Genomic DNA, 17,096 nt, shown 5'->3' on the forward strand with positions numbered 1-17,096 from the left:
GGGGCGTGCAAATGACAGGGGCGGACGCCGTCAAAATCGCAAGGCGTGTTTGCCGTTCCGGCCAAACGCCCGGATCAGCCCCGTGCCAGCCGGTTCGCGACGACCTGTTCGAGGCCGGTCACGACGGCTGTGCCGGCACCGCCCTGGAAGCGGGCGCGTTCAAGCTGGACGAGGGCAGCGCGGTGAATTTCCACAACCTCGTTCTCGCGCTCGGTGAAGACTTCGACGGCTTCGAGATAGCGCTTCAGCGAAACCACCACCCGGCGCGTCAGGGCGCAGCCGAAGATGGCAACCTCCTCCGCAACGGCGATGGCGCCGTTGCGCGCGGCGGACAGCGGATCGACGAGGCCGGCACGAACGTCGGCGCCGCGCTTGTAGCGTTCGTCCCTGACCTCGCGCCCGCGGCGGCGGCGGTCCGGACCGCGATAGCGGGTCGCCTTGATGAAGGGCTGGGGGTTCTGCTCGGCATGATCGGCGCGGCCGATGACGCGGGCCGGCGGGGCCGGCTTCAGCATGTAATCCGTCGCGCCCATATTCCGGGCATGAATGACGTCGCTGCGTCGGCTGCGATTGCTCACCACGAGCAACGGGACCTGCTGGACGAACGGGTTTTCGTGCTCGCGCAGGGCCCGGATGAGCCGCATTTCCTGACCGGTTTCGTCGAACGGGGACCAGTCCATCACGACGAGGCTCGGGTCCTCGCTGCGGATGACTTCCATTGCCTCGTCGTGATTGCCAACGGCGAAGACGCGCGCGCCGGACTCCCGGCGCAGAGTGCTGGTCAGAAGCTGACGGAAGAGCGAACCCGGATCGAGCACGAGCGCGTGCCCTTCCCGCCAAGGCGGGGGCGCATCGATCGTCGCGATGGCTGAACAAGCCGACATTCGTCCTCTCCCGGAGGACGTGTGATACGGTAAATGTCCAGCGATTTCCTGCGGAAAGCGGATTCAGGCTGAATTTTTTGCTAACGCGGACGCGAGTTCAGTGACGGGTGAGGCGATTGTTCACGACCCGCTCCAGCCCGAGCACCACGGCCATGCCGGTTTCTCCCTCGAACCTGGCCCGTTCCAATTGCACCAGCGCGGCACGGTGGATCTCGACGACGTGGTTTTCCCGCTCGGTGAATTCTGACAGCGAAGCGATGAAGGATTTCAGGGACATCACGACACGCCTGGTTAGATGGCATCCATGGATTTCGACTTCGCTCGCCAGCGCCGCCAGAGCGTGGCGGGCGGCGTCGAGCGGATCCACGAGGCCTGCGCGCACGTCCATACGCCGCTTGTAGCGAAGCCCGATCACGCCGCGTGCCTGCGTCCGGCGGTCAGGCCCCCGGAAGCGCGTCGCCTGCACGAAGGGGCGCGGCCATCTTTCAGCGACATCTGCGCGCCTCAAGACCTGGACCGGGGCGGCAGGTTTCAACACGTAGTCGGTTGCGCCCGCATTCCTGGCGCACTCGATATCGCGGCGGCGCCCGCGGCTGCTGGTGACGATGACCGGTATCTGGCGTTCGAAGGGATTGTCCTTGCTGCGAAGCTCGCGGATCAGCCCGAGCTCGGCTCCGTCGGAATCGAACGGCGCCCAGTCCATCACGATCAGGCTAGGGGCTTCGGATCGCACGATGTCCAGGGCTTCCTGCGGACAGCCGACAGCAACGACCCGCGAGCGCGACTCCTCGCGGACAACGCCGACCAAGAGTTGGCGGAACAGTGAGCCCGGTTCGACGATGAGGGTCTGCCCTTCACGCCAAGGCGCAGGTGCGTCGATCGCAACGACGGTATTTCTCAAGCCCATGCCTCTCCCCCTTGGGGAGCACCCGTAAGACGAATTCGCGGAAATTTCCCGTGAAACGTGGACTCAGGCTGAAGGATTTCCTAACGCGGGCGGCGGCGCATTGCCCGCACGGTATGCACGATGAGCCAGATCGGGATCACCAGAACCGCGCCCAGAAGGAAGTAGTCGAGGCCCCAGGTGACCAGATCGGCCGAGATGCCGATGAATTCGCGCCAGGCGTCAACCATGGTGCCAAAGAAGTCGACCCAGAGACGGCGCGGGTCGACACGAAAGGCGGCCAGGATGAGGCCGGCCACCACGCAGATCAGAACGAGGCGAAGTATGTCGCCGGGTGTGATCTTCAGCCAGCGGCCGAGAAAGCTGCGCGGTTCGTCTGCCGGTGTCGGCTCGGTGCGAGTGTCGTTGCTCATGCCGCCTCTTTCCCCTGTGATTGGGGCCTAATCGCGGCAGAGACTATCAGCTTTCCTTGTGAATCTCGACCTGGTGCGGATAGGGAATTTCGATGTCGTTGGCGTCGAAGGCATGCTTCACCTTCTTCCACATGTCCCACTTGATCGCCCAGTGATCCGCCGTTGCAGCCCAGACGCGGACCGATATGTCGATCGAGGACGTGTTGTGCGCCACGACCACGATGACCGGTTCGGGTTCGGCATGGATGCGTTCATCGGGCAGGATGGTGTCGCGCAGCACCTGCATCGCCTTGTCGATGTCGTCGTCGTAGGAAATCGAGAAGGTCCAGTCGACGCGGCGGGTCGGATTGGCCGAATAATTGGTGATGACATCGCCCCAGGCCTGTCCGTTCGGCACGGTGATCTGCACGCCGTCGATCGCGGTCAGTTCGGTCGTGAACAGGGTGATGTCCTTCACCGTCCCGCTTGCGTCTGCAATATCGACGAAATCACCAATCTTGTAGGGCCGGAAAAAGACGATCATCACGCCGGCCGCCACGTTGGACAGCGTGCCCTGAAGGGCGAGGCCGATCGCCAGGGTCGCGGCACCCAACGCGGCGACCAGGGAGGTGGTCTCGACCCCGAAACGGGTCAGAACCGCGATGCCGACCACGGCCAGAATGGCGTAACGAACGATGCCGCCGAAGAAATTCGCCAGCGTCGGGTCAATCTTCGGATTCTTCTCGACGAGATGCTTCACGCTGCGCCGGGCGAGACCGGCGACGAGGAATCCCACGAACAGGATCAGCGCGGCGAGCGCGACGTTCACGACGGCGTCGAACCCGATATCGACGAGCTGGGCGATGAATTGCTGGTTGAACACGCCTTCGGCGGTTCCGGCTCCGGTGGACGGCAGGGATTCGGCGGGTGTCCTCACGACAGACATCTCCGGTTGCTGGGGGTGTCTTACCACCTAGCATCCGGACGGCCGGGGTCAAACCCTGCCCCGGCGGCGCAAGGCGCCGCCGGAGCCAGGTCCCGGATCAATCCGCGATCAGCAGGAAGCGGCGGTTGATCGGCTGAACCGGCCGTGCATTGGCGCCGAAAAGGGCCTGCAGGGCTGCAATCTGCTCCGCCGACGCTTCGACCGGCGTGTCATAGACACTCCACGAAACGATTTCGCTGCAGGGCGGCGTGGTCAACGATCCCGCATAGCGCAGCACTTCGGTTTCGGCCGGCAGGAAGCGGTCGAGATCGAGGTCACCGGCCCAGTCAGAGATGCCGGCTGTCGCTGGCATGGCCGCGATCAGCGCGTCGAGTTCCGGATGCGCCACGCCCTCGGCGAAGAAAACACCGAGCACGGCGAGACGACCGTCTTCGGCTGCGTGGACGAAGTGCACTTCCATCGGAAAGGCCTCGCCCGCGAGCGTGTGCTCGCTGGGCGTGTGAATGTGGAATTGCAGAAGGCCGTACTCGACGCCGTCGAGCACCATGCCGGCACCTTCGGCAAAGTCGACTTGCAGCGCGTGTCCTGCATTGCGCACGGCATCGGCTTCGGCTGTGCCCCAGAACAACGCCGGGCCTTCGATTTCCGCTTCGATCTCGCCGTCGAGATCGATCGGCGACTGCTCGGCACCGGTCGCGCATGTGCCGGACCAGTGGCTGGGGTCATGCGCGCCGGTATAGCCCCATTCGTCAGCCAATGCCGGTGCCACGGCGATCGTGCAAAGCGCCGATGCGGCGAGAATACATTTCATATCGGGTTTCCTCCTTTGGATGAAACCCCTCATCCGCTACCGTTGATAAGCGGCATTTCCCGCCCCGCAAGCGGGATCGGACCAATGCGTCAGCTTGCCGCAACAACGGCGGCGGCACTGGCGGTCGTGGCGACGATCACGGCGGCCTGCATCGCATAGATTGCCGAGAGATCCCGCGCCGCACCGCCCGGCGTGCGCGAACCGCACATCGATCCGGCCAGGCGCAAGGCGAGCCGGCCGGACGCCAGGCTCGACACGCGCGGGCGCATCTCCTTCACGGCTTCGGTCGCGGCGATGAGTGCGTCGGCGGCCTCCGATCCGTCCTCCACCTGCGCGGCGAGAATGGCGAGTCCGTCAAATCCGCTGTGACGGACCAGGCCCTTCTTGCTGCGGGCCGCAACATTGAGCGCCGTCCAGCTGCGGGCATATATGTCCGGATCCGGCTCGCTCAGCGCCACGTCATAGACCGCCTTGTCGATATGCCGGCCCGGCACGCCCGCCGCATCCATCAGGACCCGCGTACGCGACAGGAGGCTGCCTGCGCTCTCCGGGGTTTCGCCCGAGGCGGCGAGCGCCGCTGCGCAGGCTTCCTCCGGCTGCGGGACGCGCCGCCACCAGGGTGCTGAAATGGAGGCGAGAATGTCGAAGAACATGCCGGAATGGCTGGGTGAACCGCCTGATGCAACGAGAACGAGTGCCGCGCAGGCGCCGCCGTCCTGGAGGTGCCGGCCGCCACGCTGCCGGCGGGTCTCCTTCAGCGTGTCCTTGGTGTTGAGGAACAGGCCGGCATCTCGCCCGGCGGTGGTCAGTGCCGTGGCATAGACAAGCCGCATCTGCGGGGCCGGTGTCCGCCAGCGCGACAGGCCTGCATCAAGCACTTCCAGCTCACGCTCGGTGCGGTGGATCAGCGTGTCCGTGGCGAGATCGCAGTCGAGCGCTGCGGCGGCACAGAAGCGCGCCTGCAAGCGGCCACCGCGACCGGCGATTTCGGCGAATGCTTCTTCCAGTTCCTGGAAGCGTTCGATCACGGCATGGGCCATGTCGGGTCCCTCACTGCTCTCGCCCCCCGGCTTGAGGCAGCAAAGGTCGCAAATCTGCCCGCAAGAGGGCAGGGGGAATGGCCTTCGGCGCATTCCCCCCGGGAGCGACGCTGCCTTATTCGCCGAGCTGCGGCAGGCCGTTCGTCAGATCGAGGCCGGTGTGAAAGGCGATGAAGGCCCACTTGTCGGCGGTTTCCTCGATCAGCTTCGACACCGGGGTGCCGGCACCGTGACCGGCCCGGGTCTCGATGCGGATCACGGTCGGGGCCGGCCCGGTCTCTGCGGCCTGCAACGCGGCGGCGTATTTGAACGAATGTCCCGGCACGACGCGGTCGTCGGTGTCGGCCGTCAGGATCAGGAGCGCAGGATAATCCTCGCCCTCCGCCACGTTGTGATAGGGCGAATAGGCGCGCAGGATCTCGAACATTTCCGGGTCCTGGGGAGAACCGTAATCGTCGACCCAGAAGCGGCCGGCGGTGAACTGGTTGAAGCGCAGCATGTCCATCACGCCGACGGTCGGCAGGCCGGCGGCGAACAGGTCGGGGCGCTGATTGACCACCGCGCCGATCAGAAGCCCCCCGTTGGAGCGGCCCTCGATGGCGAGATTGTCCGGCGTCGTCCAGCCCAGATCGATCAGCTCCTCGGCGGCGTTGATGAAGTCGTCGAAGACGTTCTGCTTGTTCTGAAGCCGGCCGGCATCGTGCCAGGCCCGGCCGTATTCCGAGCCGCCCCGCAGGTTCACCAGAGCGAAAACGCCGCCCATCTCCATCCACTGCAGGCGGCGCACGTCGAAAGTGGGCAGCTGGGCGATGCCGAAACCGCCATAGCCGTAAAGCAGGGTCGGCTGGGCGCCGGTCGCCTCGACGCTGCGATGGCGCACAATGAACATCGGCACCTGGGCGCCGCCGGTCGATTCGAAGAAGACCTGCTCCACGACATAGTCTTCAGGGTCGAAGGTAAGGTCCGGCTCGCGGAAGACCGCGCTCTCGCCGGTCTCCACGTCATAGCGGTAGATGGTCGCCGGGCGGTTGAAGCTGGCGAAGGTGTAGAAGGTTTCCGGCGAGTCCAGATGCCCGCCGAAACCGCCGACCGAGCCGATCCCCGGCAGGTCGACATTGCGCACCAGATTGCCGTCCAGATCATAGACGCTGACGGCGGCCTTGGCGTCTTCGAGGCGTTCCACGATCAGATGGTTGCCGACCGCGCCGACATCCTGGATCGGGGTTTCGCCCTCGGCGATCACATCGGCACGCGTTTCGGGATTCATGACATCGACCGCCACGACGCGGCCATTCGGCGCATCGAGATCGGTCTGGAACAGGAAGCGGCTGCCGACATTGGTGATGTAGGTGTGGTTGTTGCCGAAGCCCTCGAAAATCTCGATCGGCTGGGCGTTCGGCTCGGTCAGGCTGAGGACGTAAGTGCCGTTGCCGTCCGTGCCGGTCCAGGAGGTGAGGACCAGAAAGTCGCCGTCTTCGGAGACCGTCGCGCCCCAGCCGAGTTCCGGATTGTCCGGATCGGACATGATCATCACGTCATCGGACTGCGGCGTCCCGACGGTGTGGAAATACACCGCCTGATTCATGTTGAGCGAGGTGAATTCCGCACCTTCGTCCGGGGCCGGATAGCGCGAATAGTAGAAGCCCGTGCCATCGGCGGCCCAGCTGACGCCGGTGAATTTCGCCCACTCGATGCGGTCATCGATCACCTCGCCGGTGTCGACGTCGATCACATGGATGGTGCGCCAGTCCGACCCGCCATCGGCGACGAGATAGGCGACCATGGAGCCGTCGGGGCTGGGGGCGGTGCCGGCCAGCGCCCTTGTGCCATCCTCGGCCCAGGCATTGGGATCGATCAGGGCGCGGGGTTGCCCGTCGAGTCCGTCCTGGACGTAATAGACAGACTGGTTCTGCAGCCCGTCATTGCGGCTGTAGAAATAGCGGCCGCCATCTTCTTCCGGCGTATCGAAACGCTCGTAATTCCACAGCTCGGTGAGCCGGTCCTCGATCGCCGTCCGGCCCGGCAGGGTTTCGAGATAGGCGTTCGTCACCTCGTTCTGCGCAGCGACCCAGGCCGCGACATCCGGGTTGGTGCGGACCGAATCCTCGAGCCAGCGATAGGGGTCTGCGACCTCTTCGGTGCCGTCCGGCGTCTGATAGGTGTCGACCTGATCGACCGTCGCGGTCTCGGGGTAGTCAAGATATTCACCCTCCTGCGCCACGGCGGTGCCGGCCAGCACTGTGGTCAGGGCAAGGGCGGAAAACAGGGTGCGGGGCATGACGGTCCTCGTATAAGCGCAAGACTGGGGTCCCCGTGAAAACGGGGACCGGAAACCGGGTGCCAGCTTCGGGTCCCCGCGTCCGCGGGGAACCCATGCTGTTTGCTGTCAATCTTCGGGCCGCGATCCTAGGCCAGCGCTTGGCGCTGTCGAGTCGGCGCAGCCGAGTCTAACGTTGATTTCATGGACGACGCCGCGCGCCTGCCCCGACTTCCCGACGCCTTCGAGCGCTGGTTCGCCGCGCGCGGCTGGACGCCGCGCGCGCACCAGCTGGAAATGCTCGACGCGGCGGAGCGGGGTGAGGATGCGCTGCTGATTGCGCCAACGGGCGGGGGCAAGACGCTGGGCGGTTTCCTGCCGAGCCTGGTCGAGCTGCACGCCCGGGTCCAGCAGGAGGGCAAGGACCGGCCGCACCGGCTGCATACGCTCTATCTGTCGCCCTTGAAGGCGCTGTCGGTCGACGTCGCGCGCAATCTTATGACCCCGGTCGAGGAGATGGGGCTGGGTCTGAGGATCGAGACCCGAACCGGCGACACGCCGGTCTCCAAGCGCCAGCGACAGCGCGAGAAGCCGCCCGACATTCTCCTGACCACGCCGGAGCAGCTGGCGCTGTTCACGGCCTCTCCCAACGCCGAGGCCTTCTTCGCGGATCTGCGGCGGATCGTGGTCGATGAGGTGCATGCGCTCGCGCCGCAGAAGCGCGGCGATCTCCTCAGCCTCGGCCTGTCGACGCTGGCGGCGTGGGCCCCGCAGGCACGGCGCGCGGGGCTGAGCGCCACGATCGCCGACGAGGGCGGGCTGGCGCGGTGGATCGCGCCGCAGACCGGCGGCGAAGCGAACCTTGCCCGCATCGTGCGCGGCGGTCCGGGACCGGCGCCCGAGGTGGAAATCCTCGAGACCGAGGACCGGATCCCGTGGGCCGGGCATTACGGCCGTCACATCATCGCGAAGATCTACGAGCGGATTCAGGACGCGCGCATGGCGCTGATCTTCGTCAACACGCGCGCCCAGGCCGAGGCGACGTTTCAGGAACTCTGGCGGATCAATGAGGACGGGCTCGCCATTGCGCTGCATCACGGCTCGCTGGCCGCCGAGCAGCGCCGCAAGGTCGAGGCGGCGATGGCGGCGGGCAAGCTGAAGGCGGTGGTATGCACCTCGACACTCGATCTCGGGATCGACTGGGGCGATGTCGATCTGGTCCTGCAACTGGGTGCGCCGAAGGGCTCCTCCAGGCTGATCCAGCGGCTCGGGCGGTCGAACCACCGGCTCGACCTGCCATCGCGCGCCGTTCTCGCGCCGACCAATCGGTTCGAATATCTCGAATGCACGGCTGCGCGGGACGCCGTCACCGAAGGCGTGCTCGATGGCGACCCGCTGACCGCGGGCAAGCTCGACGTTCTGGCGCAGCACATCATGAGCCGGGCGTGCGGCGAGGCGGTCGATGCGGACCGGCTCCATGCCGAGATCCGCTCCGCCGCACCCTATGCCGATCTCGACCGCGCGACCTTTGACCGTGTGTTCGAGTTCGACGCGACGGGCGGTTATGCGCTGAAAACCTATGACCGCTTCCGCAAGCTGATCCACGGAAAGGACGGGCTGTGGCGGGTGCGCGACCCACGCACCGCACAGCGCCACCGGATGAATATCGGCACGATCATCGAATCGGAAATGCTGAATGTCCGCCTGTCCTCCGGCGGGCGCGGCGGGCGGGTGCTCGGCCAGATCGAGGAATGGTTCATCGAACAGCTCGCGCCGGGCGACAGCTTCGTGTTCGGCGGGGAAATCCTCGCTTTCGTCGGCCTCAATGAGACCGATGCGCTGGTGCGGAAATCCTCCGACGAAACGCCGCGCGTGCCGACCTATAATGGCGGCAAGTTCCCGCTCTCGACCTATCTCGCCGCCCGCGTCCGAGCGCTGACGCACGACCGGTCGCAATGGGCGGGCCTGCCGGAGCAGGTGCGCGAATGGCTGGAATTGCAGGCCTTCCGCTCACGCCTGCCTGGGCCGGACGAACTTCTCGTCGAGACCTTCCCCCGGCATGGCCGCTTCTATCTCGTCTGCTACCCGTTCGAGGGGCGGCTGGCGCACCAGACGCTCGGCATGCTGCTGACGCGCCGGCTCGAACGCCTCCGGAAACGCCCGCTCGGCTTCGTCGCGAATGAGTACGCACTGACCGTCTGGGGGCTTTCCGACATGGCCGATCTCGATCTCGACGACCTCTTCGCCGAGGACATGCTGGGCGACGATCTTGACGCCTGGCTCGCCGAAAGCCCGCTGATGAAGCGGACCTTCGGGCGCTGCGCGGTGATCGCCGGCCTGATCCAGCGGAAGATGCCGGGCCATGAGAAAACGTCGCGGCAGGTCAGCTTCTCTGCCGACCTCATCTACGACGTCCTACGCCAGCACGAGCCCGATCACATTCTCTTGCAGGCGGCGTGGGAGGATGCCGGGACGGGCTTGCTCGACATCCGCCGCCTCGGCGACGCGCTGCGCCGTGTGCAGGGGCGCATCGTCCACGAAGCGCTGGGCCGCGTCTCGCCGCTCGCCGTGCCGGTGATGCTCGAGATCGGCAAGGAGCCGGTCTTCGGCGAGGCGCATGACAGCATTCTGTCGTCGATCTCGGAGGAGGACCTGATCGCCGAAGCGATGGGACGGGATTGATTTCCGACCCGTCCCGGTTGATCGCTCGGGCAATCCGGGGCATCAGTCGGGCATTATGATCCAGTGACCTGATCCGTCATTCCCGCGCAGGCGGGAATCCAGATGTCCCGCCCGGACTGGACCTCCGCCTCCGCGGAGGTGACGCCGTTACTGACGCAATCCCATTCCAGAAAAGAGTTTTCCCATGCACGGACCCGATCCGATGAACCCCCATCCCATGCCCGGATTTCCGCGGGTGTGTTTCCTGAAACCGGTGATCACCCGGGCGAATATCGAGGTGGGCGACTACACCTATTACGACGACCCGGACGAGCCGGAACGCTTCGAGGACCGCAATGTCCTCTACCATTACGACTTCACCGGCGATCGGCTGGTGATCGGACGCTATTGCGCGCTGGCGACCGGCGTCCGCTTCATCATGAACGGGGCGAACCATGCGCTCGGCGGCGTCACCACCTATCCTTTCCAGATTTTTGGGTCGGGGTGGGAAGAAGGCTTCGATCCGTCGAGCCTCGACAGCGGCTATCGCGGCGACACCGTGGTCGGTCACGATGTCTGGATCGGGACGCAGGCGGTGATCATGCCGGGCGTCACGATCGGGCATGGCGCGATCATTGGCTCCTATTCGGTCGTCACGAAGGACGTCCCGCCCTACACCATCGTGGCAGGTAATCCGGCGGAGGTCCGCAAGATGCGCTTCGACGAAAAGGCGGTGGCCGAGCTTCTCGACATCGCGTGGTGGGACTGGCCGGCCGACAAGGTGACGCGCCATCTCGATGCCCTGCGCGCCGGAGATGTGGACAGGCTGCGCGCCGCGCGTTGACGGGGCGGGCCGAAGCGGCGAGTTTCGGACCCGGAACAAAAGCGAACGAACGGGCTGGCGAGTGGCCGAGGCGATGGCATTCGAGGACCGCTCCGCATGGAGCCTGTCGGGGGTGGAGGTCATCGCCGACCGGTCGGGCGCGCTTTATCTGCCGGGCGAGCGCGTCCTCGCCGTCGCCGATCTTCATTTCGAGAAGGGATCGGCCTTCGCGGCGAAGGGGATTTTCCTGCCGCCCTACGACACGCGCGCCACGCTGAAACGGCTGGCGGAGGCGATCGTGCGGCTGCAGCCGCACACCGTCATCGCGCTCGGCGACAGCTTTCACGATCTCGGGGCCGATGGCCGGATGGATGCGGGGGATGCGGATACGCTCGCTGCACTGGTCCGGTCGGTTGCTGACTGGGTCTGGATCGAGGGCAATCACGACCCGGTCCCGCCGCCGCGCTTCGGCGGGATGATCGCCGGAGAGCTTTCGCTCGGCCCTTTGACCTTCCGGCACGAACCTTCAGCCCAAGACGGTGAAGTGGCGGGGCACCTCCACCCGTGCGCCAAGGTGTCGGGCAATGGCCGGACGCTGCGTGCCCGCTGCTTCGCCAGCGACGGCAAGCGCGCTGTGCTGCCGTCCTTCGGGGCGTTCACCGGCGGCCTCAATGTGCGGGATGCGGCCTTCGCGAAAGTGTTCGGTTGCTGTCCCGACGCGTGGGTGATCGGGCGGCGGACGGTCTATCCGATCGCGGCGCGGCGGCTGTTGCCGGACCGCGTCCGCTAGACGTTCAACACGATCATCACGGTGGCGGAGAAGACCGCCCCGAAGCTGAGCATCAGGCGGAGGCGGCCATACCACTCCGGCCAGGTGCCGTCCTTCGCGCCGCGCCAGTCCCAGAAGAAGACCAGCGCAAAGGCGAGGATCAGTCCGGCCCAGGCGATCTGCTTGTAACCGCCGAGATGCGCCGCGGCGGCCAGCCAGGCCCCGAGCGACGGCAAAATGGCGAGCGTCAGTTCGCGCGCACGGGGCACGGCCATGGAAAGCACCACTTCGCGCCCCCAGCGCGCTCCGCCGAGGAAGGACAGGATCACAGCCGCGTACAGGGTAAAGGCGATCTCGGCGCGGTTCACATCGGGTCCCTCGGCAACGAGGCGCCAGATCACCGGGGCGTAGAAGGGGATCAGACCGGCAAGGCCGAGCCAGAGAGCAGGGGCGGGGATCATGGCGGGACTCCGCGTTGTCGTCAGCGGCGATTGAAGATAGCGGCGGCGGCCCATCCGAAAAGGACGGCCAGCGCGGCGCAGACCAGGCCGTAGAGCCAGGCGAATTGATGCGCGAAGTCGTAGATGATGCGTTCGAGGCCCGCCTTGCGGACTTCCAGCGTCACCGACCGTTCGGCCACCGCACGGCCATTGCGGAACAGGTAGACGTCAACGGTGTAGTCGCCCACCGGCGTACGCGGCGGCAAGGTCACCTTGGCGCGAAACAGTCCGCCCTCGAGCAGGTCGACGCCCTCATAGGTTTCGGCGAACAATTCCTCACGCCGCCGGTTGCGTGCGATCGCGGCGCGGTATTCGGCGATCTCCGCGCCGATATCACTGACCGTCACCTCGACCCCGAAGCGCACTTCCCGGTGTTCGGTGTCCGGTGCGTCGAGGCGCAGATGGTCGAGGCCGATGCCTTCGCGGCGCAGGGCGGAGAACGCCCCGACGTCCGACAGGGGGCGTGTTGACGCGACCGTGTAGTAGGACGGCACACCCTCGAAATGGACCGGCGCCATATTGACCCAGACGCCGAGGATCCGGCTCTGCCGCATCACGCGCAAATCCTCCTGCGGGCCCCGCACGACGATGACTATGTCGTCGCTCTCGCGCATGCCCTGGGCCGCGCCGAACAGAATGAGCTGCGTGCCGGCGAAATCGGACCGGATGTCGACCCGTTCCTGGGTCAGGGCCGCGACGATGGCCGGACCCCCGTCCGCCGCCGGGGTCTCGGCCTCGTCCTGCGCTGCGGCGTGCGGAGCGAGGGCGAGAAGGGTCAGCAGGGCGAGCCAGAGCCTCATATCTGCGGCCGCCCGAGCGAGATGATGTTGAACAGGTCTTCCGGCGTCGCCACGAGGTCCCAGCCGACCTTCAGGCAGACGGCGATCACAAGAACCGCGAGGGCGACGCGCAATTCCTCGGCGCGGATCTTCCGGCCGGCCCGCGCGCCCAGTTGCGCACCGACCACGCCTCCGACGATCAGGGCGAGCGCGAGGACGATGTCGACCGTCTGGTTCTGGCCGGCCTGCAACACGGTGGTCAGCAGGGTGACGAAGAGGATCTGGAACAGGGATGTGCCGATGACGACATTGGTCGGCATCCGCAACACGTAGATCATGGCCGGGACCATGATGAAGCCGCCGCCCACGCCCATTATGGCGGTCAGCGTGCCGACGAAGGTTCCGATCACGACCGGGGGGATGACCGACAGATAGAGGCCCGATTTCGGAAACCGGGTCTTGAACGGCAGGCGGTCGATCCAGCGCCGCTTGCGCCGCGCGGCACTGTTCGACGAGGACTTCGTGCCGCGATACCGTCGAACCAGGGCGTTGATGCTCTCGATCAGCATCAGCGTGCCGATCGTGCCGAGAAAGCCGACATAGCAGAGCGAAATGATCAGATCGATCTGACCGAGCGCCTGCAGATAGCCGAATATCTGGACACCCGCGAAGGCGCCCGCCATGCCGCCGACGAGCAGCAGCGCGCCCATCTTCATGTCGAGCGTGCCGCGCCGCCAGTGCGCGATGGCACCCGACGCCGATGAGGCCGCGATCTGGTTGGCCTGGGTCGACACGGCGACCGCTGGTGGAATGCCGATGAAGATCAGCAATGGGGTCAGGAGGAAGCCGCCACCGACGCCGAACATGCCGGAGAGAAATCCGACTCCGACACCAAGGCTCAACAATAGCAGAAGGTTTACGGAGATCTCGGCGATGGGCAGATAGATCTGCACCGCCCCTTATCCCTGACCGGCGCGCTCAAGCCGGCCGATCAGAACGGCATCGATCTGCCCGGTGGGCGTGATCCCCGCATCACGTTCGAAGTCGCGCACCGCGTTGACGGTCTGTGCACCGGCGACCCCGTCGGCGGGGCCGGGTTGATAGCCAAGCGCTGACAGGAGCTGTTGGGCCTGGCGGACCATGGCCGGGGTTGTCGACTGCGGCTGCCCCCAGGGAGTAGCGGCATAGTTGCCATTGGCCTCTTCATTGACCGGACGCGGTGTGAAACCGGCAATGACGGCGTCGGCCTCCTCGCGCGCGGCATCGGACAACGAAGCGCGGATCGTGTTGGCGCGGGCCTGTGCACCTTCATCGCCGCCGGCCGCGGCGATCGAATACCAGGCATAGGCGTCCGGCGCACTCTGCGGCACGCCAAGCCCGCGTTCATAGAGGACGGCGAGGTTGAACTGGCTGTCCGTCATGCCGTGAAGCGCCGCTTCCTCGAACCAGTGTGCGGCCTGGTCCCAGTCCTGCGGCGCGCCGGAGCCGGACGAATACATCACGCCCATATTGTGCATGGCGCGGCGATGCCCGGCATTCGCCGCCATCTCGGTCCAGCGCCGGGCTTCTTCGAGGTCAGCGGTCACGCCTTCGCCGCGTTCCAGCATCTTGGCGTAACGGTATTGCGCGGCCGGGACGCCCTGCTCCGCGGCGCGGCGCATCAGCACGGCGGCGCCGGCTTCGTCGCCGGCCTCGATCCGCTCCAGCGCGAGCTGGTAGCGGGCGACCGGATCGCCGTCCGCCGCCGCCTCGTCCAGCGTGCGCGGGCGGCTGGCCGGAATCGAATTGTTCAGCGACGCGACCTGGTTGCGCGGGGCGTCCTCGGCCGTCGCGGTTCGCGCCGGCGGTTCGGACGGCGCACTGTCCGGGGCCACGGCCCCCGGGGCAGCGTCTGGACCTGCGAGGTCCGGATCACCGGCCGGGTCCGGCTGCGAATCCGATTGCAGCGCGGGGGGCAGGCCGGCATCTGCGGCTGGGGCATTGATATCGGCAGGATTGTCGCCGGTCAGTGCTTCGGCGAGCGCGACCTCGTCAAGCGTGGCTTCGCGTGCCGGGCGATCACCGGTGAGGCTGTCGAACACCAGCACACCCGCGGCGCCCGCGATGGCGATGAAGCCGGCGACGCTCAGCGCAATGACCAGGGAACGGCCGCGGCCCCCGCCATTCTGCTGCGATCCGTAGTCGGAGAAGCCGGGATTGGCACCGACCCGGTTGCGTGCGGCCGCCAGGAAATCGGCATCGGCGGTGGCGCCGATCCGCGCAGGGCGGCGGGGTTCGGGCCTCGGCGCTTCCTCGACCGCAGCGGCCCGGTCTTCGCGCCGGGGCCGGGACTGACGCGGGGCCGGTTCTTCCCGCCATTCCGGTTCGACCGGTGCCTCGACGCGATGTTCACTGCGCGCTTCGCGGCGTGCCTCGGCCTGCGGTGCGGGTCGAGCTTCCGGCCTTGGTTCTGCGCGCGGTTCGGGTTGCGGGGCCGGTGCGGAATAGCGCGCGGCCTCGCTTGTACTCGTCCAGGCCGAGCCGGCATCCTCGGTGATCAGGAAGGGGTCTTCCTCATCTTCGCCGGCTCCCATCGGGGTCTCTGCTTCCGGCGGCGGGGCGAGCGGCGTATCGAAATCCGGAATCTCGCGTTCGGCGCGCGCCGGGGATGAGGCTGCCGCTGGCTCAGGCACCGGCGCGGGTTCCGGTGCATGGCGGGCTTGTTCGATTGCCTCGAGGCGGTCGGCGAGGGCGTTCATCGCCCGCTGGACCGGTGTCAGCGCTTCCTCGGTTTCCTGCCGGGCCGCGCTCAGACGCTCACCAATCCCGGCGAGGGCCTCCTTGATGCGCTCGGCGGTGCGTTCCTCGCTGCGCAGCAGGCGCGATTCAAGATCGTCCTCGGTGGACCGGGCGCGCTCGATCTTCTCCAGAGCTTCGGTCATGCGCTTGCTGGAGGCTTCGATGGCCGCGGCGGATTTCTGTTCGGATTCCGCGACCCGTTCGGTCAGGGACTGTCCGAGCCGGGTGATCTCGTCGCCCATCTGCCTGATGCCGGCGCGGCTTTCGTCGCGCACCGCGTCGAGCCGGCGGTCCAGCTCGCGTTCGCTTCGGCTGTCGCGTTCGCGGTCATTGAGCTGGCGTTCGTGATCGCGCAGCCGGTCGTCCATGACGCGGGCGAGGCGGGTGATCTCGATGCCGATCTTCGACAGCGCCTCGCTGTGGCGGGACTCGGCCTCGGAAATCCGGCGCTCGGTGGCTTTCAGTTGCTGCTCGAAGCGGTCGGGATTGCGGTCGTGTTCGAGGCGTTCGATCTGACGGGCGAAATCGGCGCGCGTGTCGGACACGATGCGGGCGACCTCGTCCGCGAACCGATCGAAGCGCTGGTTCAGCCCGTCGGGATCGTTCGAATTGGCGCGGGCCTCGACGGCGCGCAGCCTCGTGTCGAGCCGCACGACGGATTCGTCAATCGTGCGCGCGGCGTCGTGGGACAGGCCCTCGGTTGCTTCGAGCCGGCGGCGGAGCCGGTCGATTGCGGAATGCAGGCCGTTCAGCGCTTCGCCAGCGAGACGTTCCCGGTCGCCCGACCGCTTGAGGTCGGCGTCGAGCGCCTGGCTGCGCGCCTCGAGCGCGACGAGCTTTTCCGAAAGCGTGCGGGCGGTCTCGTCGGCGCGGCGCGCGAGTTCGCCGGTTTCGTGCAATTGCCGGCCGGTTTCGGTCTCGGTGCGGTAGAGACGGGTGGCCAGCCGGCCGAACGCGGTTTCGAGAGCCTTCGTCGTCTCCGGTGCGAGTTCGGTGCCGGTCTCCTCAAGCCGCTTGACGCGCATGGCGAGCGCTTCGGCGACCGAACGGGCGCGTTCAACCGCCTCCCGGGTCTTGCGGCTTTCCTCGCCATAACCCTTTTCGGCGGCGTCGAGCCGGTCGTTCAGGGTTTCGAGCGTGGTGTCGATGTCCTCCAGCGCCTCGGCGGAGGATTGTTCGGTCGATTCCAGGCGTTGCGAGAGCCGGTCGACCATGCCGCGCAGCAGGGCCTCGCCTTCGTCAGAACGCTGGGAAAATCCGGGAAAGGTCTCGAGACTTTGCTCCCAGGCCGGCGTATCCGGATCATCGGTGGGGCCGTCGTCAAGGATGACGCGATTGAGCCATTCGCCCAGCGTCATGCCTTCGCGCCGGGCGGCCGTTTTGGCCCTCGCGCGGGCGCGGGGATCAATCCCCTTTACGCTCCACGGTCCCCCGGACGACATACGAATCACACTCCCCGCCGTTTTGCAGACCGTATCCAGCGGTTAATTTAGTGTAAACCAACCGGGCTGCCCCAAGATGTGGTGTTTCCACACCTCTTTCCCGGGGCGGG

At 66.6% G+C, this 17,096-nt stretch carries 14 protein-coding genes; 3 read left to right on the top strand and 11 right to left on the bottom strand.

Translation table 11 applies throughout. The features are described 5' to 3' along the window. Window positions 1–74: 74 nt before the first annotated feature. The 7 genes from ACFOOR_RS09935 to ACFOOR_RS09965 all read right to left on the bottom strand — a co-directional run bounded on the left by ACFOOR_RS09935 (window position 75) and on the right by ACFOOR_RS09965 (window position 7,255). The gene (locus ACFOOR_RS09935) at window positions 75–884 is read right to left on the bottom strand and encodes a response regulator (RefSeq protein WP_343164215.1); all 810 of its coding nucleotides are present in this window, start codon (window positions 882–884) and stop codon (window positions 75–77) included. A 97-nt stretch (window positions 885–981) separates the two neighbouring features. Then, window positions 982–1,785 carry a response regulator gene (locus ACFOOR_RS09940; RefSeq protein WP_343164216.1) on the bottom strand — a complete coding sequence of 268 codons (804 nt, stop codon included), beginning with the start codon at window positions 1,783–1,785 and terminating at the stop codon, window positions 982–984. A gap of 86 nt (window positions 1,786–1,871) precedes the next feature. Next, window positions 1,872–2,201 (bottom strand): DUF6460 domain-containing protein, encoded by a 330-nt coding sequence (locus ACFOOR_RS09945; protein WP_343164217.1) that lies wholly within the window; start codon window positions 2,199–2,201, stop codon window positions 1,872–1,874. A 46-nt stretch (window positions 2,202–2,247) separates the two neighbouring features. Then, window positions 2,248–3,117 (bottom strand): mechanosensitive ion channel family protein, encoded by an 870-nt coding sequence (locus tag ACFOOR_RS09950; RefSeq protein ID WP_343164218.1) that lies wholly within the window; start codon window positions 3,115–3,117, stop codon window positions 2,248–2,250. Window positions 3,118–3,223: 106 nt separating this feature from the next. Further along, entirely contained in the window at window positions 3,224–3,937 is a 714-nt protein-coding gene (locus tag ACFOOR_RS09955) for a carbonic anhydrase (protein ID WP_343164219.1), read from the bottom strand. A gap of 89 nt (window positions 3,938–4,026) precedes the next feature. Continuing rightward, entirely contained in the window at window positions 4,027–4,977 is a 951-nt protein-coding gene (locus ACFOOR_RS09960; protein ID WP_343164220.1) for a hypothetical protein, read from the bottom strand. Between the two features lie 115 nt (window positions 4,978–5,092). Further along, a complete protein-coding gene (locus ACFOOR_RS09965; RefSeq protein WP_343164221.1) occupies window positions 5,093–7,255 on the bottom strand; it encodes a prolyl oligopeptidase family serine peptidase in 2,163 nt (720 codons plus the stop codon). A 183-nt stretch (window positions 7,256–7,438) separates the two neighbouring features. Here ACFOOR_RS09965 and ACFOOR_RS09970 point away from each other — a divergent pair, with 183 nt between their 5' ends. From ACFOOR_RS09970 to pdeM, 3 genes are all read left to right on the top strand, one after another. Further along, window positions 7,439–9,916 carry a ligase-associated DNA damage response DEXH box helicase gene (locus ACFOOR_RS09970; protein ID WP_343164222.1) on the top strand — a complete coding sequence of 826 codons (2,478 nt, stop codon included), beginning with the start codon at window positions 7,439–7,441 and terminating at the stop codon, window positions 9,914–9,916. Between the two features lie 184 nt (window positions 9,917–10,100). Further along, window positions 10,101–10,739 carry a CatB-related O-acetyltransferase gene (locus tag ACFOOR_RS09975; protein ID WP_343164223.1) on the top strand — a complete coding sequence of 213 codons (639 nt, stop codon included), beginning with the start codon at window positions 10,101–10,103 and terminating at the stop codon, window positions 10,737–10,739. Between the two features lie 61 nt (window positions 10,740–10,800). Further along, on the top strand, window positions 10,801–11,508 hold the full coding sequence (pdeM, locus tag ACFOOR_RS09980; protein WP_380214435.1) for a ligase-associated DNA damage response endonuclease PdeM: 708 nt from the start codon (window positions 10,801–10,803) through the stop codon (window positions 11,506–11,508). Here pdeM and ACFOOR_RS09985 read toward each other — a convergent pair. Genes ACFOOR_RS09985 through ACFOOR_RS10000 form a run of 4 tightly spaced genes read right to left on the bottom strand, consistent with a single transcriptional unit; the run spans window position 11,505 to window position 16,902 of the window. Further along, window positions 11,505–11,948 carry a DUF3429 domain-containing protein gene (locus tag ACFOOR_RS09985; protein ID WP_343164224.1) on the bottom strand — a complete coding sequence of 148 codons (444 nt, stop codon included), beginning with the start codon at window positions 11,946–11,948 and terminating at the stop codon, window positions 11,505–11,507. The genes pdeM and ACFOOR_RS09985 overlap by 4 nt on opposite strands. A 20-nt stretch (window positions 11,949–11,968) precedes the next feature. Continuing rightward, window positions 11,969–12,787 carry a TIGR02186 family protein gene (locus ACFOOR_RS09990; protein WP_343164225.1) on the bottom strand — a complete coding sequence of 273 codons (819 nt, stop codon included), beginning with the start codon at window positions 12,785–12,787 and terminating at the stop codon, window positions 11,969–11,971. Beyond that, a complete protein-coding gene (locus ACFOOR_RS09995; RefSeq protein WP_343164226.1) occupies window positions 12,784–13,719 on the bottom strand; it encodes a sulfite exporter TauE/SafE family protein in 936 nt (311 codons plus the stop codon). The genes ACFOOR_RS09990 and ACFOOR_RS09995 overlap by 4 nt, the downstream gene beginning before the upstream one ends. A 6-nt stretch (window positions 13,720–13,725) precedes the next feature. Further along, a complete protein-coding gene (locus tag ACFOOR_RS10000) occupies window positions 13,726–16,902 on the bottom strand; it encodes a peptidoglycan-binding protein (protein ID WP_343164227.1) in 3,177 nt (1,058 codons plus the stop codon). Window positions 16,903–17,096: the final 194 nt, after the last annotated feature.

This window comes from Hyphobacterium vulgare, assembly GCF_042643335.1.
Classification (GTDB): domain Bacteria; phylum Pseudomonadota; class Alphaproteobacteria; order Caulobacterales; family Maricaulaceae; genus Hyphobacterium; species Hyphobacterium vulgare.